The sequence below is a fragment of the Azospira sp. MPR-LB4 genome (assembly GCF_058809525.1).
Map to the genome: position 1 here is coordinate 3,281,340 of NZ_CM179521.1, position 25,278 is coordinate 3,306,617.

A 25,278-nucleotide genomic window follows, 5' to 3' on the forward strand; every position below is an offset into this window, starting at 1 on the left:
GTGTCAGCCATGACCGATGCCAAGCGCCCCCTGTTCAACCTGCCGCCGGCGGCAGCCCCGGCCACCCGGGAATTCGTCTTCACCAGCGCCGATTTCGAGCGGGTCCGCAAGCTCATCTACAAGCATGCGGGCATCTCCCTGTCGCCGGTCAAGCAGGACATGGTTTATTCCCGCCTGGCCCGGCGCCTGCGCGCCACCGGCATCAAGTCCTTCAGCGACTATCTGGACCGGCTGGAAAAGAACAGCGATTCCCAGGAGTGGGAGAAATTCGTCAATTCCCTGACGACCAATCTCACCTCCTTCTTCCGAGAGCCCCACCATTTCCCCATCCTGGCCGACTACCTGAAGAAGCATGCCGGCAAGCGGCCCCTGAAGATCTGGTGCTGTGCCGCCTCCACCGGCGAGGAGCCCTATTCCATCGCCATGACCGTGCAGGAGGCCCTGGGCAACGCGGCGAGCAATGTTTCCATCATTGCCTCCGACCTGGATACCAATGTCCTGGCAACGGCCGACAAGGGCGTTTATGCTGCCGACCGGGTGGAGAAAATGTCCCCGGAGCAGGTCAAGCGCTTCTTCCTCAAGGGCACCGGCAACCAGGAGGGCTACGTCTGCGTGCGGCCGGAACTGCGCCGCATGATCACCTTCCAGCGCCTCAACCTGCTGGACCCCAGCTGGTCCGTGCGCGGCCCCCTGGATGTGATCTTCTGCCGCAACGTCATGATCTATTTCGACAAGCCGACCCAGTACAAGATTCTTTCCCGTTTTGCGCCCATGCTGAACCCGGAGGGCCTGATGTTCGCCGGCCATTCCGAGAGCTTCCTGCATGCTGCGGACTTGTTCCGTTCCCTCGGAAAGACGGTCTATGAGCTGGCGCGAAAGCCGGGATAGCCTGGCTGCCGCCGCCGGCAGCGCCGAATATGTGGAGCATCTGGCGAGCAACCGATATTTCGACCGGAGCTTCGAACGGCCGGCCGCCAAGATCCTGCCGGGCGAGTACTACGTCGCCCGGGACGACATGCTGCTGGTCACCGTCCTCGGCTCCTGCGTCGCCGCCTGTATCCGCGACGGCGATTCCGGGATCGGCGGCATGAACCATTTCATGCTGCCCGAAGCGGGCGGTGAGGGCATGGTCAGCACCTCGGCCCGCTACGGCACCTACGCCATGGAAGTGCTGATCAACCATCTGCTCAAGCTGGGCGCCCGTCGCGGCCGCCTCGAGGCCAAGGTCTTCGGTGGCGGGGCGGTCCTTTCCAGCCTGGCGTCCGCCCAGGTCGGCGCCCGCAATGCGGAGTTCGTGCTGAATTTCCTGAAGACCGAAAAAATACCCGTGGTTGCCAAGGACCTGCTCGATTCCTATCCCCGGAAGGTCTATTACTTTCCCCAGACCGGCAAGGTCCTGGTGAAGAAACTGCACCGGGTCCACAACGACACCCTGTTCACCCGCGAAAAGGAGTACCAGTCCCGTCTGGGCCAAGCGAAGGTGGAAGGGGACATCGAACTCTTTACCTGACCCGCCATGCCTATCCGTGTACTCGTAATCGACGATTCGGCGGTGATGCGCAAGCTGCTCACCGAATTCATCAATTCCCAGCCCGACCTGGAGGTCGTGGGAGCCGCTCCCGACGCGCCGACGGCCCGGGAGATGATCAAGACCGTCAATCCGGACGTGCTGACGCTGGACGTGGCCATGCCGAAAATGGACGGCCTGGAGTTCCTCGAGCGCCTGATGCGCCTGCGGCCCATGCCGGTGGTGATGGTCTCCTCCTATACCGAGGCCGGTTCCGATACCACCCTCAAGGCCCTGGAACTGGGCGCCGTCGAATTCATCGGCAAGCCCCGGGTGGAGCCCGGCCATTCCCTGGACGACTACGCCCAGGAACTGGCGGAGAAGATCCGGGCGGCCAAGGGGGCGCGCCTGCGCAAGCCGCCGGCCGCAGCCCAGCCCGTACCCTCCGTGCCCCGGGGCGTGACCACCAACAAGATCATTTTCGTCGGCGCCTCCACCGGCGGCACCGAGGCCCTCAAGCATTTCCTGCTGGGCATGCCGGCCGATTGCCCACCCATCCTGGTGGTGCAGCACATGCCCGAGACCTTCACCGCCTCCTTCGCCAAGCGCCTCGACAGCCTGTGCGCGCCCCGGGTCATTGAATCCAAGGGCAATGAAAAGGTGGAGGCCGGAACCGTCTATATCGCCCCCGGCCATTCCCACCTGCAGGTACGCAAGACCGCCTCTGGTCTGGTGACCGAACTGTTGCAGACCCCGCCCGTGAACCGGCACCGGCCGGCGGTCGATGTGCTGTTCCACTCTGCCGCCCAGCTGGTGGGGCGCAACGCCCTCGGGGTGATCCTCACCGGCATGGGCAAGGACGGCGCCCAGGGCCTGCTGGCCATGCATCAGGCCGGAGCCCGCACCTACGGCCAGGACGAGGCCAGCTGCGTGGTCTACGGCATGCCCCGGGAAGCCGCCCAGATCGGTGCGGTGGACGAGGTGGTCAGCCTCGACGAAATGTCGCGCCGGGTGCTAGCCGGCCTGGGGCGCTAGCCGCCGCTTGCGGCTCCATAGATAATAGGCCGCAGTGCCAAGACGCGAATAATTGATAAGGGAGTGGTATGCATACCAGTGTTGAGCAGGACAATGGCCGGGCCGTGGTAAAGCTTTCCGGCCGCTTCGATTTCAATTCCCACCGGGAATTCCGCGCTGCCTACGAGAACCTTCTCGGCCGTGGCGACCTGAAGGAATTCGTGGTCGATCTGGGCGGCGTCGATTATCTGGATAGTTCGGCTCTGGGCATGCTGCTCCTGCTGCGCGACAAGGTGGCCCTGGAAAACAAGGCCGTCTCCCTGGCCAACTGTCAGGGCAATGTGCGGCAGGTGCTGGATATCGCCAACTTCGGCAAGTTGTTCAAAATCTCCTGATGCCGTTCGGGGCCATGAAAGCGGTAGCCGGCCCCATTGCTGTTCCCGCGCTCGCCATCCTCCTGGTGGAGGATGATCCCCTCGATGCCGAACTGACCCAGCTCGAGCTGGAACGTTTCGGCCACCGGGTCAGCGTCGCCCGCAGCGGCGAGGAGGCCCTGGCCCTGTACGCCAGCTTCCGTCCCGATCTGGTGGTGACGGATATTTCCCTGCCGGGCATGTGCGGTTGCGAACTGACCCGCCAGCTCAAGTCCCGGGAGCACCCCCACTGGCTGCCGGTGCTCTTCATGAGCGGCGCCCAGAGCGAAAGCTCCCTGGTGGAGGCCTACCAGGCCGGTGCCGACGACTTCATCCACAAGCCCATCAGCCGCCCGGTGCTGCAAGCCAAGCTGGGCGTCTTCCAGCAGCGCCTGCACCTGCAGCGTGAGGCCCAGGCCCGGGAGCGGCTGCTGCAGCGCTATCGGGACCAGGTGGAGGAGGAGAAGAGCGTCGCCCTGCACCTGATGCATCGCCTGGTCAATGCCGAACTGCTGGGGGATCTGGCCGTCAGCCACTGGATGCGGCCGGCGGAAACCTACAGCGGCGACCTCATCGCCGCCGCCCGTACCCCGGGAGGCATCCTGCATGTTCTTCTGGCCGATGCCACCGGCCACGGTCTGGCCGCCTCCCTGGCGGTGATGCCGGTGACCCAGCCCTTCTACCGCATGACCGAAAAGGGTTTCGGCATCGATGCCATCGCCCGGGAGATGAACCGCAAGGTGGCCGAACTGCTGCCCGTGGGGCGTTTCGTCGCCGCCACCCTGGCCGCCGTGGATTCGGCCAGCGGTTCCATCCAGGTGTGGAATGGGGGCAATCCTCCGCCGTTCCTGGTGAACAGCCAGGGGTTGCTGTCCAGCATCACTTTTGCCAAGGCCCATCTGCCCCTGGGCATCCTCGCCGACGAGGACTTCGATGCCTCCACCGAGGTGCATTTCATCGAGGAGCCGAAGCAGCTGGTGATCTACTCGGACGGTGTGGTGGAGGCGGAAAACGGCAGCGGTACGCCCTTCGGCCGGGAGCGCCTGCTCAATGCCCTGCTCAGCCAGGAACGGGAAGAGCGCCTGGCCGGCGTGGTGGGGGCCCTGGATGCCCATCTGGCCGGTCGCGGCGCCCAGGACGACCTGTCCCTGATGCTGGTGCATTGCTACCACCAGACGGCCCGCAGCCCCCGCATCGGTGGCGGAACTCCCCGGGTGCTGCGCCACTCCGGTTCCTGGCAGGTCACCATGTCCCTCTCCGCCGACGATATCCGCAACCTGGACCCGGTGCCGACCCTGATGGGGGTGTTGAGCCAGTTCAACCGGGACAAGGACCATGGCAGCCACATCTTCCTCATCCTCTCCGAGCTGTACAACAACGCCCTGGACCATGGTGTGCTCGGCCTGGATTCGGGCCTCAAGGCCCAGAGCCAGGGGTTCGAGCGCTACCTGGAGGAGCGGGGGCGGCGTCTGGCCGCCTTGCGCGACGGCACGGTGGACCTCGAAGTGACCCAGCAGCATCGCGGTGGCCGCACGGAGCTGGTGATGCGGGTGCGGGACTCCGGCCCCGGTTTCGATCACGCCGCCTTCATGGCCAGTCTGGAAAGCGAATGTAGCGGCAAGGTTCCCCATGGCCGGGGCATCCGCCTGGTCCATTCCCTGTGCAGCGCCCTGCACTATTGCGCACCGGGTAACGAGGTCATCGCGTATTATGATATGACCGACTTTGGCTACGCCGGGGACCGACAGTAAGCCGAAGATACTTATAGACACTGGGAAAACCAGGGGATGGAGACAAGATGAGTGCCGTTTGGACATGGCGGGCGATCGCCCTGGTGGTGATGCTGGCAGCTCTCGGATCGGGGGCGTGGAGTTGGGGGGCTCTCGGCGGTGGTTGGGCGGCGGCGGGGACCATGCTGCTGCTGGCCCTGGGAACGTCCCTGGCGCTGGGGGCGGTGATGGATGCCCTGTTCCTGCGCCCCATGCGGGTGCTGCGTCAGGGGATCGAAACCATGTATGCCGACGGCGACCTGACCAAACGGGTGCCGGTGGCCGGCAAGGGCGATGTGGCCGAGACTTCCGCCTCCTTCAATCGCCTGGTGGCCAGCATCCATACCATCATCGGCAAGGTGATCTTCAATGCCGTCGAGGTGGCCAAGGCCTCTCGCCAGGTTCTGGAGGAGGCCAACCGGGTCGCTGCCGGCTCCACCCAGCAGCATGACGCCGCCCAGGCCACCGCAGCAGCCGTGGATGTGCTGTCGAGCAATATGCACGAGGTCAGCCAGCGGGCCCACGAGACCTCGTCCATTGCCCAGTTTGCCAGCGAGTTGTCCGGCGAGGGGGTGGGCATCGTCAATGATGCCTCCCGGGAAATGGAGAAGATCGCCGAGTCGGTGACCCATTCCGCCGAGGTGGTGCGAGCCCTGGGTGACCGCTCCAAGGCGATTTCCGGGATCGTCCAGACCATCCGGGAAATCGCTGACCAAACCAACCTCCTGGCCCTCAATGCGGCCATCGAGGCGGCCCGGGCCGGCGAGGCGGGGCGCGGTTTTGCCGTGGTGGCCGACGAAGTGCGCAAGCTGGCCGAGCGGACGTCCCTGGCGACGGGCGAGATCAGCAGCGTCATCGGTTCCATCCAGGAGGAAACCGCCACCGCCATCACCAGCATCGAGGCCGGTACCGGTCAGGCCCAGAGCGGCGCCGATCTTGCCCGCCAGGCGGCAGACTCCCTCACCCGCATCAATGGCGGCGCCCAGGAGACCATGGAAAAGGTGGATGCCATCGCCGGGGCCATCGAACAACAGAGCCAGGCCGGTCAGGACATCGCCTCCCATGTGGCCCAGATCATGGAAATGGCCCAGTCGAACAGTGCCGCCGCCGAGCTCACCTTGCAGGAAGCCCGTCAGTTGGAATACCTGGCGACGAATCTGAAGGAAATCGGCAACGTCTTCCGCCTGGGCAGCGCCGGCGAGGAGTCCGTGGCGGTCCACGCCAGCATGCCGTCCATGGTGCAGGAACTGGCCGGCAGCGTCGGCCAGCTGCTGGAGCAGGCCATCGATTCCGGCAAGATTTCCCTGGCGGACCTGTTCGACGAAAACTACTCCCCCATCGCCGGAACCCGGCCCCAGAAGTTTTCCACCCGCTTCGACACCCTGTGCGACCAGTTGCTGCCAAAGTTGCAGGAGCCGCTGCTGGAACGGCATCCCCATGTGGTTTATGCCATTTCCACCAATCGCAAGGGGTACGTGCCGACCCATAACAAGCGCTTTTCCAAGCCCCTGACCGGTGATGAAAAAGTGGATTTCATCAACAACCGCACCAAGCGGGTGTTTGACGACCCGGTCGGGCGGCGCTGCGGTTCCCATGAACAGCCTTTCCTGCTGCAGACCTACCGGCGCGACACGGGGGAAATCATGCACGACATTTCCGCCCCCGTTTACATCAAGGGCAAGCATTGGGGAGGTGTCCGGATTGGCTACCGGACGGAGTCCTGATGGGCTTCCTGTGGCTTTCTACCTTTCCGCTCCCATGGTTTTGCATGTATTCTTAAGGTTATAGGTATATTGTCGTTAAAAGTGATGGGTTTCCCTGGGAAACGACCTAGGTAGATTGTTGGCCCATTGCAATTAGAATCTCTAAGAACAATCGTTCCCGCATTCGAGGGGTAGTGGTCATGTCTGAACTGCTCAAAAGTATCGACGCCCGCACTAAACTTGCCGGCACCAATAAGCTGGAAATCCTGCTGTTTACCTTGGGCACCGATTCGCGCAATGGCCGGCGGGAAACCTTCGGTATCAACGTCTTCAAGGTCCGCGAGGTGATGCGCACGCCGCCCATCACGGCGGCGCCGGACATGCCGGCCGCAGTCGAAGGCATGGTCAGCCTGCGCGGTGCTCTGGTGCCGGTGGTGGATCTGGCCAAGTACGCCGGGGTCCAGACCGACACGCCGCGGGACATCATGATCGTCACCGAGTACAACGGCCACACCCAGGGATTCCTGGTGGAGGCGGTGGATACCATCCTGCGCCTCGACTGGGGCATGATGCGGGTGCCGCCGGAGATGCTGGTGGCCCAGATGGGCGGCCTGGTGACCGCCGTGACGGAACTGGCCGATGGCCGTCTGGTGATGATGATGGACGTGGAAAAGGTCCTGTCCGAAACCACCAAGTACGACGACGAGTTCATGTACCGCAGCATCGTCCCCATCGACAAGCCCGAATGTACGGTGTTTTTTGCCGACGACTCGGTGGTGGCGCGCAAGCAGATCGAACGTACCCTGCAGGCCATGAACGTCAAGTACGTGGCTGCCATCAACGGCCGTCAGGCCTGGGAAGAACTGGAGAAAATGGCCGCCTATGCCGTTTCCCTGGGGCGTCCGGTCAATGAAATGGTGAGCCTGGTGCTGACCGACATCGAAATGCCGGAAATGGATGGCTACATCCTGACCAAGAAGGTGAAGAGTGATCCGCGCTTTGCCGGTGTGCCCGTGATCATGCATTCCTCCCTGTCCGGCATGTCCAACCAGAAGCTGGGCCAATCGGTCGGGGTGGATGAATATGTGCCCAAGTTCGAGCCCCAGAAGCTTTCCGAGACCCTGGCGCGGCGCCTGGGGGCTACCCTTCCCGCCACCGTTGAAGCCTGATACTGCCCGGAGCTGACCATCATGGATATGTCGGAAAAGAAGAATCTCCTGGAAAGCGTGGATGCGCGTACCCGTCTGGCGGGTTCCAACAAGATGGAAATCCTGCTGTTCTCCCTGGGAACCCGGGAGACTTTCGGCATCAACGTGTTCAAGGTGCGGGAAGTCGGTCGCACGCCCCATATCACCAAGACCCCGAACATGCCCCGGGGAGTGGAAGGCCTGATTTCCCTGCGCGGCAACGTGATCCCGGTGCTGTCCCTGGCCTCCTTCCTGGAGTTGGACAACCCGCCCGCCGGTCTGGGCAAGACCATGATGGTGGCCGAGTATTCCAAGCGCACCCTGGGTTTCCTGGTGCATGAGGTGGATCGCATCATCCGTGTGGACTGGGAGCGGGTGAAGGCGCCGGAGACCGTGCTGGCCGCCAACCAGGGACTGATCACCGCCGTCATCGAGCTGGAGGGCGGGCATCTGGTGTCCATCCTCGACGTGGAGCAGATTCTGGCCAATGCCTTCGGCGAGGCCATCATCATCGACATCGCTCCGGCCCGCGTCGAAGAAGAAGTGAGCATCTTCTTCGTGGATGACTCCATCGTGGCCCGCAAGAAGATTTCCGAAGTGCTCGACAAACTTGGCGTCAAGCACAAGCATGCCACCAATGGCATGGAGGCCTGGACCCGCCTGCAGGCCATCGCCGCTCATGCCCAGCAGATGGGCAAGAGCCTGCGCGATGAAATCCGCCTGATCCTGGTGGATGCGGAAATGCCGGAAATGGACGGCTACGTCCTGACCAAAAACATCAAGGGGGATGCACGTTTCGAAGGCGTGCCTGTGGTCATGCATTCCTCTTTGTCTTCAGAAGCCAACCGGGCGATGGGCAAGGCCGTAGGGGTGGACTCCTATGTGGCAAAGTTCGACGCCGAAGTGCTGGCTGATACCTTGCGTCCCCTGCTCGAACGATAAGAATTAACGGAGTGAAGCATGTCTGCTGATCCAAAGATGAAATTCCTGGTGGTGGATGATTTTTCCACCATGCGGCGCATCGTCCGCAACCTGCTCAAGGAACTGGGATTCACCAACGTCGATGAGGCCGAGGATGGGGCCATCGCACTGCAGAAGCTGCAAGGGGGGGGCTTCGACTTCGTGGTTTCCGACTGGAACATGCCGAACATGGATGGCCTGACCCTATTGCAGACCATTCGCGCGACGCCCAATCTCAAGCATCTGCCGGTGCTGATGATCACGGCGGAAGCCAAGAAGGAAAACATCATCGCCGCGGCCCAGGCCGGCGCCAGCGGCTATATCGTCAAGCCCTTCACTGCTGCGGTGCTGGCTGAAAAGCTGCAAAAGATTTTCGAAAAAATGGGGGCTTGAGTCATGAGCGATGCCAATCTCAGCGGCGACAGCGCCGATCTGGAAGCCCTCTTCGACAGCATTGCCTCGGCTCGTCCCGAGCCGGCTGCCGCTCCTGCCCCGGCAGCCCCTGCCGCTGCGGCGGCCCCCGCTGCTACCAATGACAGCGACGATCTGCAGGCGCTGTTCGACAGCGTTGCCGCCACCGTGGCACCAGTCGCCGAGCCTGCCGTTGAAGTCATTCCTGCCGCCGAGGATGGTGAGGGTGAGGCGACGGGCGACGAACGGGACCGGGTCTTCAAACGGATCGGCCACATGGCCCGGCAGCTGCACGACACCTTGCATGAGCTGGGTTACGACAAGCTCCTGGAAAAGACGGTCCATGCCATTCCCGATGCCACCGATCGCCTGGCCTACGTTGCCAACCTGACCGAACAGGCGGCGTGCCGGGTGCTCAACGCAACCGATATTGCCAAGCCGCTGCAGGATGAGCTGGAAACTTCCTCCCGCGCCTTGGGGGCTCGCTGGGACAAGCTGTACGCCAACCAGCTGTCGGTGGAGGAGTTCAAGCAACTGGCGGCGGAAACCCGTGCCTTCCTCCGGGACACGGCACCCCAGAAGGCGGCCGCCACCAACGACCAGTTGCTGGAAATCATGATGGCCCAGGACTTCCAGGATCTGACCGGCCAGGTCATCAAGAAGGTGGTGGTGCTGGCCCAGGACCTGGAAAACCAACTGGTGCAGGTGCTGGTGGATGTGATTCCCGACGCACGTCGCAACGAAAACGTAAACAGCCTCCTCAACGGTCCTGTCATCAGCAGTGAAGGCCGTACCGATGTGGTGGTGAACCAGCAGCAGGTCGACGACCTGCTGGATAGCCTCGGCTTCTAAGGGAGTAGCGCCATGAGCGACTTCGCCGGAATGGAAGACCTGCTGCAGGATTTCCTGCAGGAGGCCAACGACCTTCTGTCCGATGTGGACAATAAACTGGTGGATCTGGAGAAGGCGCCAGACGACCGGGGCTTGTTGAACGATATTTTCCGCGGCTTCCACACCATCAAGGGTGGTGCCGGCTTCCTCAATGCAACCGAACTGGTGACTCTGTGCCACCTGACGGAGAACCTGTTCGACCGCCTGCGCAATGGGGAAATGCAGCTCTCGCCTGAGCTCATGGATATCATCATGGCCGCCACCAAGGGGGTGCGCGACATGTTCGGCGAGCTTTCCGGCGGCGTGCAGCCCCGTCCTGCTCCAGACGATATGCTGGATGCCCTGCGGCATGTGCTGGAAGGTGGGGAAGCCCACGCTCCGGCAGCCGTCGCTGCCGAGCCGGTGGCGGCGCCTGCTGCTGCCCCGGCAGCCCAGTCCGGCGAGCCCGACTGGCAGGCCTTGCATGCGGCAGTGACCGGTGTGGCGCCTGCCGCACCTGCGGCCGTGGTTCCTGCTGCTGCCGAAGTGGTGGTGGCGGAAGCCCCGGTGCAACCCCATTTCCCGCCTTCCGGTCGTCGTGTCAACGACAAGCCGGGGGCCGGCGGCGCGCCGGTGGGGCGCCGCGTCGAAGAGCGTGCCGCGGTACGGGAAAACACCATTCGTGTCGATACGGCCCGTCTCGACCAGGTACTCAACCTGTCCGGCGAGATCGGCCTGACCAAGAACCGGCTGACCAGCCTGCGGGCCGATATCCTGGCCGGCAAAACCGACGCCGAAACCCTGCATGCCCTGGATCAGGCCGTCAGCCAGCTGGATCTGCTGGTGTCCGACCTGCAGAACTCGGTCATGAAGACCCGCATGCAGCCGATCGGCCGCCTGTTCCAGAAATATCCCCGGATTGCCCGCGATCTGGCGCGGCAGCTGGGCAAGGATGTGGAGCTGGTGCTGGCCGGTGAAGAAACCGAAGTGGACAAGACCATGATCGAGGATCTGGCAGATCCCCTGATCCACTTGATCCGCAATGCGGTGGACCACGGCGTGGAGCCGTCCAACGAACGTTCGGCGGCCGGCAAGCCGGTGAAATCCGTGGTGCGCCTGGAAGCGCGCCAGGAAGGTGACCACATCGTCCTGATCGTGGCCGACGACGGCCGCGGCATGAGCGCCGAGCGCATCCGGGCCAAGGCCATCGAGAAGGGGCTGATTTCCGAAGAGGAAGCCAATACCCTGGACGAACGCCAGAGCCTGAACCTGATCTTCCTGCCCGGCTTCTCCACCAAATCCCAGATTTCCGACGTATCCGGCCGCGGTGTGGGCATGGACGTGGTCAAGACCAACATCCAGAAGCTCAACGGTGCCATCGAGATCCGTTCCGAGCCGGGCAAGGGCTCCGTTTTCATCATCTCCCTGCCCCTGACCCTGGCCATTCTGCCGGTGCTGCTGGTGCTGCTCGGCGATCAGCCTTTTGCACTGCCCCTGTCCATGGTCCGGGAAATCCTGCCCATCGAGAAGGACAAGCTGCAGGAAGTGGGCGGCAAGGAGACCCTGGTGGTGCGCGGCGAAATCCTGCCGGTCATTTCCCTGGCCCGTCTGTTGGGCTGGCCCCAGGATCGGGATCCCGAGTATGGGGTGCTGATGCAGACGGCGGAGCGCAGCTTCATCCTGTCGGTGGACAGCTTCGCCGGCCGGGACGATGCCGTGATCAAGTCCCTCGACGACTTCCGTCCCCGTGGTGTGGCCGGTGTTACCACCCTGTCCAATGGCCAGATCGTTTTGATCCTGGATATGAAGGAGCTGCTCTCGGATCTGGGTCAGCATCTGGATCTGGGGCCGGGCGGCGGCGCGCGGGCGCTGGAATTCGCCTGAAAACCCTTAGCAGTCAACGTACTACCGGGGGGGCTTGGCCTCCCCGGTGTCGTTTGCAGGGCGGCAAAAGTTGCCGAGGAGCGGCAAAATTTTGAGACTGTTCACAAAATAAATCGCTTACCTCTTTAATTTTTTTGATTTTTTCCTATAATGGCCGTAATCCATATGGATGCCGGTCATGGCGGAAGATAGCGATCTCGAGAAAACAGAAGCGCCAACAGGCAGGCGCATAGAGCAGGCCCGGGAGCAGGGTCAGGTTCCCCATTCCCGGGAACTGGGCTCTTTTCTCGTCCTGATCGTTTCCGCCGGCACGGTATGGTTCCTCGGCGGCTGGTTCGTGCAGCGTCTTTCCCTGGTGTTCCGCAAGGGGCTGGTGTGGGACAGGCGGGCCGTGGATGATCCCGAATATGCTCTGACCCGTTTTTCGGCCTTGTCCTGGGACGCCGTGGTTGCTTTTTGGCCCCTGATCCTGGCATTGGTGCTGGCAGCGCTGGCATCCCCCTTTCTCCTGAATGCCTGGAATTTCGCCCCCAAAGCTTTTACCCCCGATCTGACCCGCCTCAATCCGCTGAACGGCATCAAGCGCGTTTTCTCGTGGAACGGGCTGGTCGAGATGGTCAAGGCCGTGGCCAAGGCCGGTCTCATCGGCGGCGTGGCGGTGTGGGTTATCTGGCGTGAGCAGGACCAGCTCTTCCAGTTGCTCTCCCTGCCCCTGGATGCCGGTCTGGCTATGGCCGGCGACATGATTTCCTGGAGTTTTCTCCTGATTGTGGCGGCCATGTTCCTCATCGTTGCCGCCGACGTGCCCTTCCAGCTGTGGCAGTACTACGACAAGCTGAAGATGACCAAGGAAGAGGTCAAGCAGGAACACAAGGAAATGGAAGGTAGTCCCGAGGTCAAGGGACGCATCCGCCGCCTGCAGCGCGAGGCTGCCCAGCGTCGCATGATGAGCGCGGTGCCCAAGGCCGACGTCATCGTCACCAACCCGACCCACTTTGCTGTTGCTTTGGCTTACACCGCGGGCATGCGGGCGCCCAAAGTGGTGGCCAAGGGCGTGGATGCCGTGGCCTTGCGCATCCGGGAAATCGGTGCCGAGCATGGCGTGCCCCTCCTGGAGGCTCCGCCCCTGGCTCGTACGCTGTACCGCTTCGCCGAGCTTGAGGATGAAATTCCCGGTGCCCTGTACAACGCGGTCGCCGAAGTGCTGGCCTACGTCTATCAATTGAACCGTTATCGGGAAGTCGGCGGCAGCTATCCGGTGCCGCCCCGGGATCTGCCCATTCCCCAGGATATGATGGTGGAGGCTGCCAATGGCTAGTAACGCCATGTCCCTGCAAGGCCTGTTCGGGCGCCTCAATCCGCGCCAGCTGGCGGCACCCGTCCTGATCCTGATGATCCTGGCGATGATGGTCCTGCCCCTGCCGGCCTTTGCCCTGGACCTCTTCTTCACCTTCAACATCGCCCTTTCCATCATCGTCCTGCTGGTGGCGATCTACACGCTCAAGCCCCTGGACTTCTCCGTCTTCCCCACCATCCTGCTGGTGACCACCCTGTTGCGCCTGTCCCTGAACGTGGCCTCGACCCGGGTGGTGCTGCTGCAGGGGCATACAGGGCCGGACGCCGCCGGCAAGGTGATCGAAGCCTTCGGCCACTTCCTGGTGGGCGGCAATACGGCGGTGGGTATCGTCGTCTTCCTAATCCTGGTGATCATCAACTTCATGGTCATCACCAAGGGTGCCGGCCGGGTAGCCGAAGTGGCGGCCCGCTTCACCCTGGACGCCATGCCCGGCAAGCAGATGGCTATCGACGCTGACCTCAATGCTGGCCTCATCGCCGAGGACGAGGCGCGCCGCCGCCGGGCTGAGGTGGCCAGCGAAGCCGATTTCTACGGTTCCATGGACGGTGCCTCCAAGTTCGTGCGGGGCGATGCCATGGCCGGCATCATCATCATGCTGATCAACGTCATCGGCGGCCTCATCGTCGGCGTCCTGCAGCACAACATGGACGTGGGGGTGGCGGCCAAGAACTACACCCTGCTGACCATCGGTGACGGCCTGGTGGCCCAGATTCCGGCGCTGATCATTTCCATCGCTGCCGGTATGGTGGTGACCCGGGTGGGGGATGACCAGGACATCAGCAGCCAGTTCCTTGGCCAGATGTTCGCCAATCCCCGGGTGATGTGGATTACCGCTGCCATTCTCGGGATCATGGGCCTGATTCCGGGTATGCCCAACTTTGTTTTCATCCTCCTTGCCGCCATGTTGGGTGGCTTGGGTTACCTGCTTTCCAAGCGGGCCGAACTGGTCAAGACTGCGCCGGTGCCGGTGCAGGCGCCGCCGGCTCCCGAGAACATGGAAGCCAGCTGGAACGACGTGGCGCCGCTGGACGTGCTGGGTCTGGAAGTGGGCTACCGTCTGATCCCGGTGGTGGACAAGTCCCAGGATGGGGAACTGCTGCGGCGCATTCGTGGCATCCGCAAGAAATTTGCCCAGGAAGTGGGCTTCCTGGTGCCGCCGGTGCACATCCGGGACAACCTGGAACTGCGCCCCAACGCCTATCGTATCCAGCTGAAGGGGGTCGAGGTCGGCGGCGGCGAAGCCTTCCCCGGCCAGTTCCTGGCCATCAATCCTGGCCGCGTGGCCGGTACCGTGTCCGGAACCCCGACCAAGGATCCGGCCTTCGGCCTGCCGGCTGTCTGGATCGACGCCAGCCTGCGGGAACAGGCCCAGTCCTACGGCTACACCGTGGTGGATGCCTCCACCGTGGTCGCCACCCACCTCAACCACCTGATCCTGTCCCATGCCGCCGAACTCCTGGGGCGCCAGGAAACTCAGCAGCTGCTGGACCATCTGGCCAAGGAAATGCCCAAGCTGGCCGAGGATCTGGTGCCCAAGGTCATTCCTCTGGGAACGCTGCAAAAGGTGCTGCAGAACCTGCTGGAAGAGGGTGTGCATATCCGCGACATGCGCACCATCATCGAAACCCTTGCCGACCACGCGCCCCGCAATGCAGATCCGGAGGCCCTGACCTCCACCGTGCGCGTTGCCCTGGGCCGCAGCATCATCCAGCAACTCTATCCCGGCACCGCCGACATGCAGGTGATGTCCCTGGACCCCCAACTGGAACGCATCCTGGTCCAGGCCGTTGCCGGTTCCGGCGAAGGCAGCCTGGAGCCCGGCCTGGCCGATACCCTGATGCGCGAGACCGCCGCCGCCGCCCAGCGTCAGGAAGAGCTGGGCCTGCCCGCGGTGCTGCTGGTGCCGGCCAGCATCCGTACCCTTCTTTCCCGCTTCCTGCGGCGCACCGTGAGCCAGCTCAAGGTGATCGCCCACAGTGAAGTTCCCGAATCCAAAATCATCAAAGTCACCTCGCTCATCGGGGGTAGATCATGAACGTCAAAAAATTCATCGCCGTAAATGCCCGGGAAGCCCTGCGTAAGGTCAAAGAGACCTTGGGTCCCGACGCCATCATCCTCTCCAACCGGGGCGTTCCCGGCGGCGTGGAAATCATGGCGGTCGCTTCCCGCGACATGGCCATGATCGTGCCCGGCCCCTCCCGGGACGAGGTGGCGGTGGAGGACTACAAGGTCAGCCTCTCCAGCGCCTCCCGCCCTGCACCAGCTGCGGCGCCGGCCCGGCCTGCCCCTGCTCCCCGAGCCGCAGAAATGCAGCCTTCCCAGCGTGGTGCCGCTGCAAACCCCGCCAGTGGCCCCATCCCGGCCGTCGCCCGCCCGGCTCAGCGTCTGGCGCCCCGTCCCGAGATGGCCGCCCGCTCCGGCGCTACCCGTGCGGTGCGCGAGGAAGAGGAAATCCCGGCTGCGGTCATGATGGAAGAGATCCGCGCCCTGCGCAAAATCGTCGAGCAGCACATGGCCGGTTTCGCCTGGGGCGAGACCGCCCGCATGGAGCCGGTGAAGACGGACATGCTGCGCCAGATGCTGGATGCCGGCTTCTCCCCCCAGTTTTCCCGCGAACTGCTGGCCGAACTGCCTGCCGAACTGGATGCCTCCCAGGCCCAGGCCTGGATCAAGGGTGCCGCCGACCGTTCCCTGCTGACCATCGGCAACGACAACGACATCATCGACCGGGGCGGCGTGTACGCCCTGGTGGGTCCCACCGGGGTCGGCAAGACCACCACCACCGCCAAGCTGGCCGCCCGTTGCGTGGTGCGCCACGGTGCCGACAAGCTGGCTCTGGTCACCACCGACGGCTACCGGATCGGCGCTCACGAGCAGTTGCGTATCTATGGCCGCATCCTCGGCGTTTCCGTGCATCTGGTGCGGGACGTGGGCGATCTGCGCAATACCCTGGAAGAACTGTCCCACAAGCACATGGTGCTGATCGACACCATGGGCATGAGCCAGAAGGACCGCCTGGTGGCCGAGCAGATTTCCATGCTGATGGGCGCCAACGGCGACGTGCGCCGCCTGCTCTGCCTGTCGGCCACCAGCCGCGGCGATACTTTGGATGATGTGATATCCGCCTACCAGGGCGAAGACCTGGCCGGCTGCATCCTGACCAAGGTGGACGAAGCTGCCAGCCTGGCGACGCCCCTGGATGCCATCATGCGCCACGGCCTCAAGCTGCACTACGTCTCCAACGGCCAGCGCGTGCCTGAAGATCTGCACCTGCCTAACCGGGCCTATCTGCTGCACCGGGCCTTCAAGGACCTGCCGGAAACCTCTCCCCATCGCTATGCCGGCGTCGAGCCGGCCCTGATGATGGCCAATGCGGGCCTGACCGGCACCTATGGAGGCCGTCGTGGCTGAATTCCGGGGTGACCAGGCGGCCGGCTTGCGCCGCCTGTTCGGGCGCGAGCAACTGCGGGTGGTGAGTTTTGCCGCCGGCTGCGAAGGCGTCGGCAAAAGCGTGGCCGTGGCCAACCTGGCGGCCGCCCTGGCGCGCCAGGGCAAGGAAGTCCTGATCCTGGACGAGAATACCGGCGCCGATAACCAGGCCGCCCTGTTCGGCGTGCCGGCCCGTTATGACCTGGTGCATGTGGTGAACCGGGAAAAGCCCCTGGAAGAGGTGCTGCTCGCCGCTGGTGCCGGCGTGCGCCTGCTGCCGGCGGCCCGGGCCGTGAAGAAGCTTTCCCGTTTTTCCCTGGCCCAGAAGCAGGCCCTGGTGGAAGGCCTGGCGGAGATGGAGCATCCGGCCGACGTCATCCTGGTGGATACGGCGGTGGATCATCCCCTGGGTTTCTCGCCTCTTGGCCTGGCGGCCCAGGAAACGGTGATCGTGCTCTCTGCCACCGGCTCCGCCATCACCGAGGCCTATGCCCTGATCAAGAAAATGAGCACCGGCTACGCCCGGCGCGACTTCCGCATCCTGGTGAACAAGGTCAAGGCCGCCGCCGATGCGGAAGCGATTTTCGACAACATCGCCCAGGTTGCCAGCCAGCGCCTGCACGTCAGCCTGGACTACAGCGGCTGCATCCCCCTGGACGATGCCCTGCGCCAGTCGTCCCGACTCGCCCAGCCCGTGGTCACGGCGTTCCCGGACAGTCCGGCGGCCCGCAGCCTGCGCGGCCTGGCGGCCGACATGCTGCACTGGCCCCAGTCGGGTAGGGAAGGGGGCGGACTCGAACAATTCGTGCAACAGCTGCTACACTTGAGCCAACGCATTACGCCGAGCCCTATCCACGCCGGATAGCCCAACCGACATATGTATAACGCCGCTGGTCAGCTCGACAAGGAACAGCTCGTCCAGCGCTTCGCTCCTCTCGTCAAGCGCATCGCTTACCACCTGATGGCACGCCTGCCGTCCAGTGTGCAGGTGGAGGATTTGGTGCAGAACGGGATGATCGGTCTGCTGGATGCCATGAACCGGTTCGAGACCGGGCACGGCGCCCAGTTCGAGACCTACGCGGCGCAGCGCATCCGGGGGGCCATGCTGGATGGCCTGCGGGAGAACGACTGGCTGCCCCGGGGATTGCGCCGGGACCTGCGCCGCATCGAACAAGCCATCACCCAACTCGAACAGGAGCACGGCCGTGTTCCCACGGAAAAAGAGTTGGCCGAAGCCATGGACATGTCCCTGGCCGATTACCAGAAAATGCTGGGCGAAGCCCGGGGCCACCAACTGCTCTATTTCGAGGACTTCACCGAAGAGGGCGAGGAGGGCTTCCTGGAGCGCCACCTGACGGATCACGATGCCGATCCCCTGCGCCTGCTCGAGGAGCAGAGCCTGCGGCAGACCCTGGTGGCTTCCATCGGCGAGTTGCCGGAACGGGAAAAATTGATGATGGCCCTCTACTATGAGCAGGACCTCAATCTGCGGGAAATCGGCGAAGTCATGGGGGTGACCGAGTCCCGCGTCTGTCAGCTGCATAGTCAGGCCATCGCCCGCTTGCGGGCCAAGGTTCTGGGTGAGACTTCAGGAAAGAAGAAAAAACGCCATGGATAGCATAAGCATTATCGGTTTGCTCCTGGGGCTTGGTGCCATCATCGGGGGGCAGATTCTCGAAGGCGGGCACCTCGGCTCCCTGCTGCAGCCCACCGCCGCCATGATCGTGCTGGGGGGGACCTTCGGTGCCGTCCTGCTGCAGAGTCCCGTATCCACCGTGGTCCGGGCTTTCAAGATGCTCAAGTGGGTGTGGGTGCCGCCGGCGGTCAATCACGCCTGGATGATCAACAGCATTTCCGACTGGAGTCATGTCTCCCGGCGCGAGGGCCTGCTGGCCCTGGAGGGATTCATCGCCCAGTTGCGCGATCCGTTTATCCAGAAAGGGTTGCAACTGCTGGTGGACGGTGCGGAGCCGGAACGTCTGCGGGAGGTGCTGGAGGTGGAAATCGGCACCTATGAAGAGGAACTGAAGGCCGGTGCCAAGTTCTGGGAATCCGCCGGCGGTTTCTCTCCCACCATCGGCATTATCGGCGCGGTGATGGGTCTGATCCACGTGATGGAGAACCTGTCCGATCCCTCCAAGTTGGGGGCCGGTATCGCCGTCGCCTTCGTGGCCACCATTTACGGCGTCGGCATGGCCAACCTGGTGCTGATTCCCATGTCCACCAAACTGAAGGCTCATATTGCCCGCCTGGTGACCCTGCGGGAAATGCTGGTGGATGGCCTGGTCGGCATCGCCAACGGCGACAACCCGCGCATCATCGAGAGCCGCCTCCAGGGTTACGTGAGCTGATCCCATGGGACGCCGCAATAAAAAGCACGCGGACGAGCATGAGAATCTGGAGCGCTGGCTCGTTTCCTACGCCGACTTCATTACCCTGCTGTTTGCCTTCTTCGTGGTGATGTACGCCATCTCGTCGGTGAACGAGGGCAAGTACCGGGTGCTATCGGATTCCCTGATCACTGCCTTCAAGAACCCCTCCATCGTCGATGGGGGCGCCATCACGGTCGTGCCCAAGCGGACGCCGGACAGTGTGGTCAAGCAGATCGTGGTGAAGGAGGATCCCAAGGTCGTCGAGGCCAAACAGCAGCAACGGGACAAGATGCGCAATGTGGCCAAGGACATTTTTGCCGTCCTGGCGCCCCTGGTGCAGCAGGGCAAGGTCAGGGTGCTGGAAACGGCCCGTGGCGTCACTATCGAAATCAACGACAGCATTCTCTTCGCCCCAGGTCAGGCCCAGCTGGAACAGACCTCCATCCGGGCCATGCGGGCGGTCGGTGAGGTACTGGCGCCGACCGATTTCCCCATCACCATCGAAGGACATACCGACAACATCCCCATCCGGACCGCCCAATTCCCGTCTAACTGGGAGTTGTCCGCGGTGCGGGCCACCACGGTGCTGCGGTTGTTTGTCGATGCCGGAGTCGCTCCTACCCATCTGACAGCCATCGGTTACGGCGAAACCCGGCCGGTCGAGATGAATGAGACGGTGGAAGGGCGGGCCCGGAACCGGCGGGTCAGCATCCTGATTGATTCCATGCTGCCGGAAAAACCTGCCGTGGTCGCTCCGACTCCTCAGGCGCCCATGGCGCCGCCGGCCGGTGTTCCTCCTGCTTCGCCAGCGGGCATCGCGACTCCTGCCAGATAGAGGGGCCTTGGAGTAGTAAAGTAAAACGGGAGGGCAGGGGGGGGCTCCGGGAACGGGGAGCCCGGAACCGGAGGTTCAGGCGGCGTCGATGATGCGCCGGCCACTTAGTTGGGTCGGTTGACCGTCGGGGCCGTAGAGATTGCTCTGGGGAGTGGCGGAGGTGGACAGCAAAGCGCTCAGGGTCTGCTGGTTGTGCTGCAGGCGCATGGCAATCAGCTTTCCATTCAGCAGGTTGAGTTCCCTGGCTTCCACCACGGCGACTTTGAGGCTGTTCCACAATTGCTGAACGGCGAAATCCTTCGGGTTGCCCCGAATCCAGGCCTCTACGCCCGGGCGGTCGTTTTCCAGACCCGCACTTCTGAGCACGACGTTACGGGCTTCCCCGCTACGATTCAAGGTTTGCACCAAAGCAACCTTGGTGGCGCTGAGGGCCTCCAGGGCTTCGGTATCCCCGGCAGTCAAGGCGCCTTGCTCTTCCTTCAGCAGCTTGATGAAATCCCCCATCTGGGCAAGTTCGCCTTCCAACAGGGATTTGAGGGTCATCGTCGCTTGATTCATAGGGAGGAGGGCGGGCGCCGGATCAGGATTGGTCCTGCTTCCTCAGCAATTCTTGTGCCGAATTAATCAGGCGGTCCGCAATGGCGTCGGCGTTGATGGAAAAGCGCCCTTCTGCAATGGCCTGCTTGATAGCGGCTACCTTGGCATTGTCCACCGGAGCGTTGCCCTGCTCTTCCAGGGACTGCAGCCGTCCGGCGAAACTCAATTGCACATCCCCGGAACTGGCTTCGGTCTTGGTCTGTGGCTTGGTCGTGCGCTTCTGCGTATCAACCCCGGGGGTGCCGGCGGGCGCGAGAGACGATTCAATTTTCACGGCGAACCCTTTCAGGCTTTCATCTTGCTGGATTTAACGGCACAAACCTGCAGAAACTTTAGCGTTTTTTTGGTGTGGCTGATGGCATTGAATCTTGTCCGGCTGCGGCTAATGGCCGATCTCAATGATGCCGCCGGGCCGGGCAATGCCGCTCACCGTTTGTCCGTTGGCCAGGCGTGCCTGGGCGATCTGACCTTCGGCTGCGTTGTTCATGGCGCGCCCTTCGCTGGTTACGGAAAAGCCAGAGCCACGGGACATGATCTTTACGGTTTGACCCTGTTGAACGACCAGCGGCGCCATCAGCATCTCGGCCCGCAAAGGTTGGCCGGCGGAAATGGCATTACGCAAGGTCTTGCCGACGGCCTGCTGTACATCTGTTACGACGCCGCTTGGTAATCCGGCCAGGTCGCCGCTCTGGGCAACGACATCATTGAGAGTGAGGGGTTGCCCGGGTGAGAGGGGGCGGGCGGCCACCAAGTAGTTGGCTGTGACGCTGACCTGGACCGGCACATAGATGCTCCAGCCGGCATCGCCGAGGCACTTCACCCCTACTGAAATGCGCCCCCAGAGGCGGGCGCCCGGGGGAAGGAAGGCCTCAACCGCAGGGCAGGCGGCTAGCTGGGTGCGGCTGTCGAGAGGTGTGATGGTGTACTGGACCCGCCCCGGGAGCCCTTTGGTCTGTGTGCGGAGAAATTGGTCCACCGCGTTGATGACTACGTCCCCATTCTGCGTAGGCGTTTGGGCATGGGCATTGCCGATCTGCAAATGCAGGGTCAGCGCCAGCACTAAGGTGGGGATAAGGGCAAAGATTCTGAAAGGGAGCAGCATGTCGCTATTTTGCCTTAGGACAGGGAATGGCGGGGTACTCCAGGCGGCAAAAGTTGCCGAAACATGGCTGCTTGTTGCGCCCCCCTCTGTAATTTCTTGCCTCAGAGGGGTGGTTTTGTGTGGCACGAAAAGTGCATTGCTAGCTCAGCTAATTATTTCCGGATGGCAGCCATGGTCAGCAAACTTGATCAAACCATAAATTTCAACCGCCAGGCGTTGGGGCTGCGTGCCTATCGCCAACAGGTGCTGGCTGCCAATATTGCCAATTCGGACACCCCGAATTTCAAGGCGCGGGACATTGATTTCAACTCTGCCTTGCAAAATGCCTTGGCCGGCAAGGGGCAGTCCGACCTGGGCATGAGTACCACCTCGCCCCGGCATATTTCTGGCACCAGCAGTGCAGGCCCCGCTTCCCTGATGTATCGCACGGTCAATCAGCCCAGCGCTGACGGCAATACCGTTGATATGGATATCGAGCGCGCCAAATTTGCCGAGAACGCTGTCCAGTACGAGGCGAGTCTGCAGTTCATCGGTGGTCAGTTCAAGACCATGTTGTCGGCGATTCAAGGCCAGAGCGGACAGTAAGGAGTCTAGTTCATGAGTATTTTCAACATGTTCCATGTGGCCGGTAGCGCTCTGACGGCCCAGTCTGTGCGTCTGAATGCAGTTGCTTCCAACATGGCCAACGCAGACAGCATTACCAGTGCCGATGGCACTCCCTATCGCGCCAAACAGGTGGTATTCGAAGCCACGCCCATGGGCAATGAGTCGGCCCAGGGAGTGAGGGTGAAACAGGTGGTGGAGAGTGCGGCGCCGCCCAGGATGGTTTATGACCCCAAAAATCCGGCCGCCAATGCCGAGGGCTATGTCTCCATGCCCAATGTGGATGTGGTGGAGGAGATGGTCAATATGATTTCCGCCTCCCGCTCCTACCAGAGCAATGCCGACGTAATGAATACGGCCAGAACCCTGTTGATGCGTACCTTGGCCATGGGCCAGTAACCAGATTTAGGAGAGCAACATGGCAACCAGTACTTCTTCCAATACCGCCATTACGGACCCGTATGCCTCTCTGAATGGCGTGGCGACCGATAAAACGACGAGCAAAAAGTCCACGACGGCTGACGACATCCAGAGCCAGTTCATGACCATGCTGGTGACCCAACTGCAGAACCAGGATCCGTTGAATCCGATGCAGAGCGCGGAAATGACCAGCCAGCTGGCCCAGATCAACACCGTCAGCGGCATTGAAAAGCTCAACTCCACCCTGGAGAAGGTTCTCAACATCTACGACGATGGCCAGTCCATGCAGGCGGCGGCAATGCTCGGCAAAAATGTCCTGGTGCCCGGCGGCAATATTGGCCTCACTGACGGCCAGGCTGTCGGTGGTTTCGAGTTGGAAAGCGATGCCGACAAGGTGGTGCTGACCATCAAGGATGCCAATGGCGTGGTGGTCAATAAAGTGGATATGGGAGCAACCAAGGCCGGTAGCCACCTGTATGCCTGGGATGGAAAGAATGAGGCCGGCACTGTCTCTGCCAATGGTGTGTACACGGTGACGGTGGAGGCGACCAAAGGCGATACCAAGGTCACGTCTCAACCACTACAGGTTGGCACAGTTTCTGCTGTAGTCCGTGGGACCAGCGGTTTCCAGTTGGATGTGGGAACCGGGACCTTGATCAACTACGACGACGTTCGCCAGATTCTGTAAGGGCAGGAGAACAATATGGCATTCCAACAAGGCTTGAGTGGCCTCAACACTTCTTCCAAGGCACTGGACGTCATCGGTAACAACGTCGCCAACTCCAGCACTGTCGGCTTCAAGTCGGCGGATGCGCATTTTGCCGATGTCTATGCGTCGACCCTCGGGGCTGGCGGCGCCAACCAGGTGGGTATCGGTACCAACTTGTCGGGCATCGTCCAGCAATTTACCCAAGGCAACGTGTCCACCACCAACAATACCCTGGACATCGCCATCAACGGCAACGGCTTCTTCCGTCTCAGTCAGAATGGCGCCATCAGTTACAGCCGCAATGGTCAGTTCCATCTGGACAAGAACGGCTATATCGTCAATGACCAGAATCTGCGCTTGACGGGTTATCCGGCCGGCATGGACGGTTCCATCCGGCAGCAGAATCCGCGGGAGCTTCAGGTTACGGCCGATCTGCTGAAATTGTCGCCGGTGGCGACCGGTTCCAGTACCGGTGGCGAATACGCCGGGGCCCAAGTTGCTGTTAATTTGGACTCCCGGGTAACCGACAAAACCTTCTCTGTCGGTGCCGGTGGGGAGCCGAACATTGACCCGGCGGGCTACAACTATTCAACGGGTCTGACCATTTACGACTCTCTTGGGAATCCGCATACCATGACGATGTACTTCGTCAAGACGGCCAATCCCCGGGAGTGGGAGCTTTACACTAACGTGGACGGTACCCGAATGGATGGTGCAGGTGACTCGCCCAACTTGGCGACACCTATCCTAATTACTTTTGATAGTGTGGGGCAGCTTGAAACCATCGGCGGTGCGCCTGTTGCACCCAATCCAGCAGCTGGTGGGGCATTGCCCGAGATTCCTGTGTCCATTGATCTGGATCAGGTTGCAACTAATCTGGGACGTGTGACTTGGGGAGCAACCACTCCCATGACATTCAATTTGAACTTGGCCGGCACGACTCAGTATGGTGACGCTTTTGCAACCAACCGGCGGGTTCAGGACGGCTACAGCTCCGGCAATCTGGCGGGCCTGAATATCGGCAAGGATGGCGTTATCCAGGGGCGTTACAGTAACGGCCAGACACGCAATGTAGGCCAGATGGTGCTGGCGAGCTTCGACAATCCGAATGGCTTGCAGGCCATCGGCGGCAATCAGTGGATCGAAACCTCCACTTCCGGACAGCCGACGGTGGATGCTCCGGGCACCGGTCGTCTGGGGGAAGTGCAATCGAATGCGGTGGAAGAGTCCAACGTGGATCTGACGTCCGAACTGGTGAAGATGATTACCCAGCAGCGCAACTACCAGGCGAACTCCCAGACCATCAAGACCCAGGATCAGATTATGCAAACCATCGTCAATCTGCGCTAATCGTTGAATCTCTGAGCAACTGGACTGAGCCCCTATGGATCGTCTGATCTACACCTCCATGACCGGTGCCAAGCATGCCTTCATGCGGCAGGCTGGAGTGGCCCACAACCTGGCGAACGCGGCCACCTCTGGCTATCGTTCTCAGGAGCACCATTTTCGGGCTGTGCCGGTGCAAGGGGAGGGGTTCGCCACCCGCACCTTTACCGTGGATGCTTCGGTCAAGGATGTGATGGATCAGGGGCCCATGATGTATACCGGCCGTTCCCTGGATGTGGCCGTGCAGGGCAAGGGCTGGATTGCCGTCCAGGGCGCCGATGGCAAGGAGGCCTACACCCGGGCGGGCAGCCTGGACGTGAATGCCAACGGTCAATTGCAGACCAAAGACGGTCAGAATGTACTCGGCGAAGGCGGTCCCATCAGCATCCCGCCAGATTCCAGTATTTCTGTGGCGCCGGATGGCACGATCTCCGTGGTCCCCACCTTTGGGGTGCCCAACACCACCAATATCGTGGCCCGCATGAAGTTGGTGAATCCTCCAGAGGATCAGCTTGAGCGGGGCGCTGACGGCCTGTTTCGCCAGAAGAACGGCCAGCCGGCCAATCTGGATGCCAATGTGCGCCTGGCGCCGGAAACCCTAGAAGGCAGCAACGTCAATGTGGTGGATGCCATGGTTAACATGATTTCCATTGCCCGCCAGTTCGACATGCAAATGAAGATGCTGCAGAACGCAGATGCCAACGCCAAGGCCGCTGGCCAGTTGCTGACCGCCGCCCGCTAATTTTGGCC

General features: G+C 62.2%; 26 protein-coding genes. 23 read left to right on the forward strand and 3 right to left on the reverse strand.

Annotated features, from left to right (window positions below; translation table 11 throughout):
- Positions 1 to 9: 9 nt before the first annotated feature.
- From AC3QLZ_RS15405 to motD, 18 genes are all read left to right on the forward strand, one after another.
- Positions 10 to 888, forward strand: coding sequence for a CheR family methyltransferase (locus AC3QLZ_RS15405; protein WP_014236795.1), 879 nt, complete (start codon positions 10 to 12; stop codon positions 886 to 888).
- The gene (gene cheD, locus AC3QLZ_RS15410; protein ID WP_014236796.1) at positions 863 to 1,510 is read left to right on the forward strand and encodes a chemoreceptor glutamine deamidase CheD; all 648 of its coding nucleotides are present in this window, start codon (positions 863 to 865) and stop codon (positions 1,508 to 1,510) included. The genes AC3QLZ_RS15405 and cheD overlap by 26 nt, the downstream gene beginning before the upstream one ends.
- A gap of 6 nt (positions 1,511 to 1,516) precedes the next feature.
- Complete coding sequence (locus tag AC3QLZ_RS15415; RefSeq protein ID WP_014236797.1) at positions 1,517 to 2,542, forward strand: protein-glutamate methylesterase/protein-glutamine glutaminase; 1,026 nt, start codon at positions 1,517 to 1,519, stop codon at positions 2,540 to 2,542.
- Between the two features lie 68 nt (positions 2,543 to 2,610).
- Positions 2,611 to 2,916, forward strand: coding sequence for an STAS domain-containing protein (locus tag AC3QLZ_RS15420; RefSeq protein ID WP_014236798.1), 306 nt, complete (start codon positions 2,611 to 2,613; stop codon positions 2,914 to 2,916).
- Positions 2,917 to 2,930: 14 nt separating this feature from the next.
- Complete coding sequence (locus tag AC3QLZ_RS15425) at positions 2,931 to 4,685, forward strand: ATP-binding SpoIIE family protein phosphatase (protein WP_014236799.1); 1,755 nt, start codon at positions 2,931 to 2,933, stop codon at positions 4,683 to 4,685.
- Positions 4,686 to 4,846: 161 nt separating this feature from the next.
- Complete coding sequence (locus AC3QLZ_RS15430) at positions 4,847 to 6,427, forward strand: methyl-accepting chemotaxis protein (protein WP_014236800.1); 1,581 nt, start codon at positions 4,847 to 4,849, stop codon at positions 6,425 to 6,427.
- A gap of 179 nt (positions 6,428 to 6,606) precedes the next feature.
- Positions 6,607 to 7,575, forward strand: coding sequence for a chemotaxis protein (locus AC3QLZ_RS15435; protein WP_014236801.1), 969 nt, complete (start codon positions 6,607 to 6,609; stop codon positions 7,573 to 7,575).
- A gap of 21 nt (positions 7,576 to 7,596) precedes the next feature.
- A complete protein-coding gene (locus AC3QLZ_RS15440) occupies positions 7,597 to 8,535 on the forward strand; it encodes a chemotaxis protein (protein ID WP_014236802.1) in 939 nt (312 codons plus the stop codon).
- Positions 8,536 to 8,553: 18 nt separating this feature from the next.
- On the forward strand, positions 8,554 to 8,946 hold the full coding sequence (gene cheY / locus AC3QLZ_RS15445; protein WP_014236803.1) for a chemotaxis response regulator CheY: 393 nt from the start codon (positions 8,554 to 8,556) through the stop codon (positions 8,944 to 8,946).
- A gap of 3 nt (positions 8,947 to 8,949) precedes the next feature.
- Positions 8,950 to 9,816, forward strand: a complete 867-nt coding sequence (gene cheZ, locus AC3QLZ_RS15450; RefSeq protein WP_014236804.1) for a protein phosphatase CheZ — start codon at positions 8,950 to 8,952, stop codon at positions 9,814 to 9,816.
- A gap of 12 nt (positions 9,817 to 9,828) precedes the next feature.
- Positions 9,829 to 11,718 (forward strand): chemotaxis protein CheA, encoded by a 1,890-nt coding sequence (locus AC3QLZ_RS15455; RefSeq protein ID WP_014236805.1) that lies wholly within the window; start codon positions 9,829 to 9,831, stop codon positions 11,716 to 11,718.
- Positions 11,719 to 11,896: 178 nt separating this feature from the next.
- The gene (gene flhB / locus AC3QLZ_RS15460) at positions 11,897 to 13,036 is read left to right on the forward strand and encodes a flagellar biosynthesis protein FlhB (RefSeq protein WP_014236806.1); all 1,140 of its coding nucleotides are present in this window, start codon (positions 11,897 to 11,899) and stop codon (positions 13,034 to 13,036) included.
- On the forward strand, positions 13,029 to 15,110 hold the full coding sequence (gene flhA, locus AC3QLZ_RS15465) for a flagellar biosynthesis protein FlhA (protein ID WP_014236807.1): 2,082 nt from the start codon (positions 13,029 to 13,031) through the stop codon (positions 15,108 to 15,110). Before flhB ends, flhA begins: the two co-directional genes overlap by 8 nt.
- Positions 15,107 to 16,486 (forward strand): flagellar biosynthesis GTPase FlhF, encoded by a 1,380-nt coding sequence (gene flhF, locus AC3QLZ_RS15470; RefSeq protein WP_287874218.1) that lies wholly within the window; start codon positions 15,107 to 15,109, stop codon positions 16,484 to 16,486. Before flhA ends, flhF begins: the two co-directional genes overlap by 4 nt.
- A complete protein-coding gene (locus AC3QLZ_RS15475; protein WP_130459970.1) occupies positions 16,479 to 17,369 on the forward strand; it encodes a MinD/ParA family ATP-binding protein in 891 nt (296 codons plus the stop codon). The genes flhF and AC3QLZ_RS15475 overlap by 8 nt, the downstream gene beginning before the upstream one ends.
- Before the next feature lie 12 nt (positions 17,370 to 17,381).
- Positions 17,382 to 18,122, forward strand: coding sequence for an RNA polymerase sigma factor FliA (locus tag AC3QLZ_RS15480; protein WP_014236810.1), 741 nt, complete (start codon positions 17,382 to 17,384; stop codon positions 18,120 to 18,122).
- The gene (locus AC3QLZ_RS15485; protein WP_014236811.1) at positions 18,115 to 18,855 is read left to right on the forward strand and encodes a flagellar motor protein; all 741 of its coding nucleotides are present in this window, start codon (positions 18,115 to 18,117) and stop codon (positions 18,853 to 18,855) included. The genes AC3QLZ_RS15480 and AC3QLZ_RS15485 overlap by 8 nt, the downstream gene beginning before the upstream one ends.
- A 4-nt stretch (positions 18,856 to 18,859) precedes the next feature.
- On the forward strand, positions 18,860 to 19,711 hold the full coding sequence (gene motD, locus AC3QLZ_RS15490) for a flagellar motor protein MotD (RefSeq protein ID WP_014236812.1): 852 nt from the start codon (positions 18,860 to 18,862) through the stop codon (positions 19,709 to 19,711).
- Between the two features lie 75 nt (positions 19,712 to 19,786).
- Here motD and AC3QLZ_RS15495 read toward each other — a convergent pair whose 3' ends face one another.
- The 3 genes from AC3QLZ_RS15495 to flgA form a co-directional block, all read right to left on the reverse strand.
- Positions 19,787 to 20,254, reverse strand: coding sequence for a flagella synthesis protein FlgN (locus tag AC3QLZ_RS15495; protein ID WP_014236813.1), 468 nt, complete (start codon positions 20,252 to 20,254; stop codon positions 19,787 to 19,789).
- 37 nt (positions 20,255 to 20,291) lie between these two features.
- Positions 20,292 to 20,582, reverse strand: coding sequence for a flagellar biosynthesis anti-sigma factor FlgM (flgM, locus tag AC3QLZ_RS15500; RefSeq protein WP_014236814.1), 291 nt, complete (start codon positions 20,580 to 20,582; stop codon positions 20,292 to 20,294).
- Between the two features lie 108 nt (positions 20,583 to 20,690).
- On the reverse strand, positions 20,691 to 21,410 hold the full coding sequence (gene flgA, locus AC3QLZ_RS15505; protein ID WP_014236815.1) for a flagellar basal body P-ring formation chaperone FlgA: 720 nt from the start codon (positions 21,408 to 21,410) through the stop codon (positions 20,691 to 20,693).
- 171 nt (positions 21,411 to 21,581) lie between these two features.
- On the opposite strand from flgA, the gene flgB reads away from it, so the two are divergent.
- Genes flgB through flgF form a run of 5 tightly spaced genes read left to right on the forward strand, consistent with a single transcriptional unit; the run spans position 21,582 to position 25,270 of the window.
- Positions 21,582 to 21,995 carry a flagellar basal body rod protein FlgB gene (gene flgB, locus AC3QLZ_RS15510; protein WP_014236816.1) on the forward strand — a complete coding sequence of 138 codons (414 nt, stop codon included), beginning with the start codon at positions 21,582 to 21,584 and terminating at the stop codon, positions 21,993 to 21,995.
- Positions 21,996 to 22,007: 12 nt separating this feature from the next.
- The gene (flgC, locus tag AC3QLZ_RS15515; RefSeq protein WP_014236817.1) at positions 22,008 to 22,412 is read left to right on the forward strand and encodes a flagellar basal body rod protein FlgC; all 405 of its coding nucleotides are present in this window, start codon (positions 22,008 to 22,010) and stop codon (positions 22,410 to 22,412) included.
- Positions 22,413 to 22,431: 19 nt separating this feature from the next.
- A complete protein-coding gene (locus AC3QLZ_RS15520; RefSeq protein ID WP_014236818.1) occupies positions 22,432 to 23,121 on the forward strand; it encodes a flagellar hook assembly protein FlgD in 690 nt (229 codons plus the stop codon).
- A gap of 15 nt (positions 23,122 to 23,136) precedes the next feature.
- Positions 23,137 to 24,492, forward strand: coding sequence for a flagellar hook protein FlgE (gene flgE / locus AC3QLZ_RS15525; RefSeq protein WP_014236819.1), 1,356 nt, complete (start codon positions 23,137 to 23,139; stop codon positions 24,490 to 24,492).
- Positions 24,493 to 24,526: 34 nt separating this feature from the next.
- The gene (gene flgF / locus AC3QLZ_RS15530) at positions 24,527 to 25,270 is read left to right on the forward strand and encodes a flagellar basal-body rod protein FlgF (protein ID WP_014236820.1); all 744 of its coding nucleotides are present in this window, start codon (positions 24,527 to 24,529) and stop codon (positions 25,268 to 25,270) included.
- Positions 25,271 to 25,278 lie beyond the last annotated feature (8 nt).

Bases quoted from the DNA above. Each gene is read 5' to 3' on its own strand.
- AC3QLZ_RS15405 (WP_014236795.1), top strand. From the start codon at position 10: ATGACCGATGCCAAGCGCCCCCTGTTCAACCTGCCGCCGGCGGCAGCC.
- cheD (WP_014236796.1), top strand. From the start codon at position 863: ATGAGCTGGCGCGAAAGCCGGGATAGCCTGGCTGCCGCCGCCGGCAGC.
- AC3QLZ_RS15415 (WP_014236797.1), top strand. From the start codon at position 1,517: ATGCCTATCCGTGTACTCGTAATCGACGATTCGGCGGTGATGCGCAAG.
- AC3QLZ_RS15420 (WP_014236798.1), top strand. From the start codon at position 2,611: ATGCATACCAGTGTTGAGCAGGACAATGGCCGGGCCGTGGTAAAGCTT.
- AC3QLZ_RS15425 (WP_014236799.1), top strand. From the start codon at position 2,931: ATGAAAGCGGTAGCCGGCCCCATTGCTGTTCCCGCGCTCGCCATCCTC.
- AC3QLZ_RS15430 (WP_014236800.1), top strand. From the start codon at position 4,847: ATGCTGCTGCTGGCCCTGGGAACGTCCCTGGCGCTGGGGGCGGTGATG.
- AC3QLZ_RS15435 (WP_014236801.1), top strand. From the start codon at position 6,607: ATGTCTGAACTGCTCAAAAGTATCGACGCCCGCACTAAACTTGCCGGC.
- AC3QLZ_RS15440 (WP_014236802.1), top strand. From the start codon at position 7,597: ATGGATATGTCGGAAAAGAAGAATCTCCTGGAAAGCGTGGATGCGCGT.
- cheY (WP_014236803.1), top strand. From the start codon at position 8,554: ATGTCTGCTGATCCAAAGATGAAATTCCTGGTGGTGGATGATTTTTCC.
- cheZ (WP_014236804.1), top strand. From the start codon at position 8,950: ATGAGCGATGCCAATCTCAGCGGCGACAGCGCCGATCTGGAAGCCCTC.
- AC3QLZ_RS15455 (WP_014236805.1), top strand. From the start codon at position 9,829: ATGAGCGACTTCGCCGGAATGGAAGACCTGCTGCAGGATTTCCTGCAG.
- flhB (WP_014236806.1), top strand. From the start codon at position 11,897: ATGGCGGAAGATAGCGATCTCGAGAAAACAGAAGCGCCAACAGGCAGG.
- flhA (WP_014236807.1), top strand. From the start codon at position 13,029: ATGGCTAGTAACGCCATGTCCCTGCAAGGCCTGTTCGGGCGCCTCAAT.
- flhF (WP_287874218.1), top strand. From the start codon at position 15,107: ATGAACGTCAAAAAATTCATCGCCGTAAATGCCCGGGAAGCCCTGCGT.
- AC3QLZ_RS15480 (WP_014236810.1), top strand. From the start codon at position 17,382: ATGTATAACGCCGCTGGTCAGCTCGACAAGGAACAGCTCGTCCAGCGC.
- AC3QLZ_RS15485 (WP_014236811.1), top strand. From the start codon at position 18,115: ATGGATAGCATAAGCATTATCGGTTTGCTCCTGGGGCTTGGTGCCATC.
- motD (WP_014236812.1), top strand. From the start codon at position 18,860: ATGGGACGCCGCAATAAAAAGCACGCGGACGAGCATGAGAATCTGGAG.
- AC3QLZ_RS15495 (WP_014236813.1), bottom strand. From the start codon at position 20,254: ATGACCCTCAAATCCCTGTTGGAAGGCGAACTTGCCCAGATGGGGGAT.
- flgA (WP_014236815.1), bottom strand. From the start codon at position 21,410: ATGCTGCTCCCTTTCAGAATCTTTGCCCTTATCCCCACCTTAGTGCTG.
- flgB (WP_014236816.1), top strand. From the start codon at position 21,582: ATGGTCAGCAAACTTGATCAAACCATAAATTTCAACCGCCAGGCGTTG.
- flgC (WP_014236817.1), top strand. From the start codon at position 22,008: ATGAGTATTTTCAACATGTTCCATGTGGCCGGTAGCGCTCTGACGGCC.
- AC3QLZ_RS15520 (WP_014236818.1), top strand. From the start codon at position 22,432: ATGGCAACCAGTACTTCTTCCAATACCGCCATTACGGACCCGTATGCC.
- flgE (WP_014236819.1), top strand. From the start codon at position 23,137: ATGGCATTCCAACAAGGCTTGAGTGGCCTCAACACTTCTTCCAAGGCA.
- flgF (WP_014236820.1), top strand. From the start codon at position 24,527: ATGGATCGTCTGATCTACACCTCCATGACCGGTGCCAAGCATGCCTTC.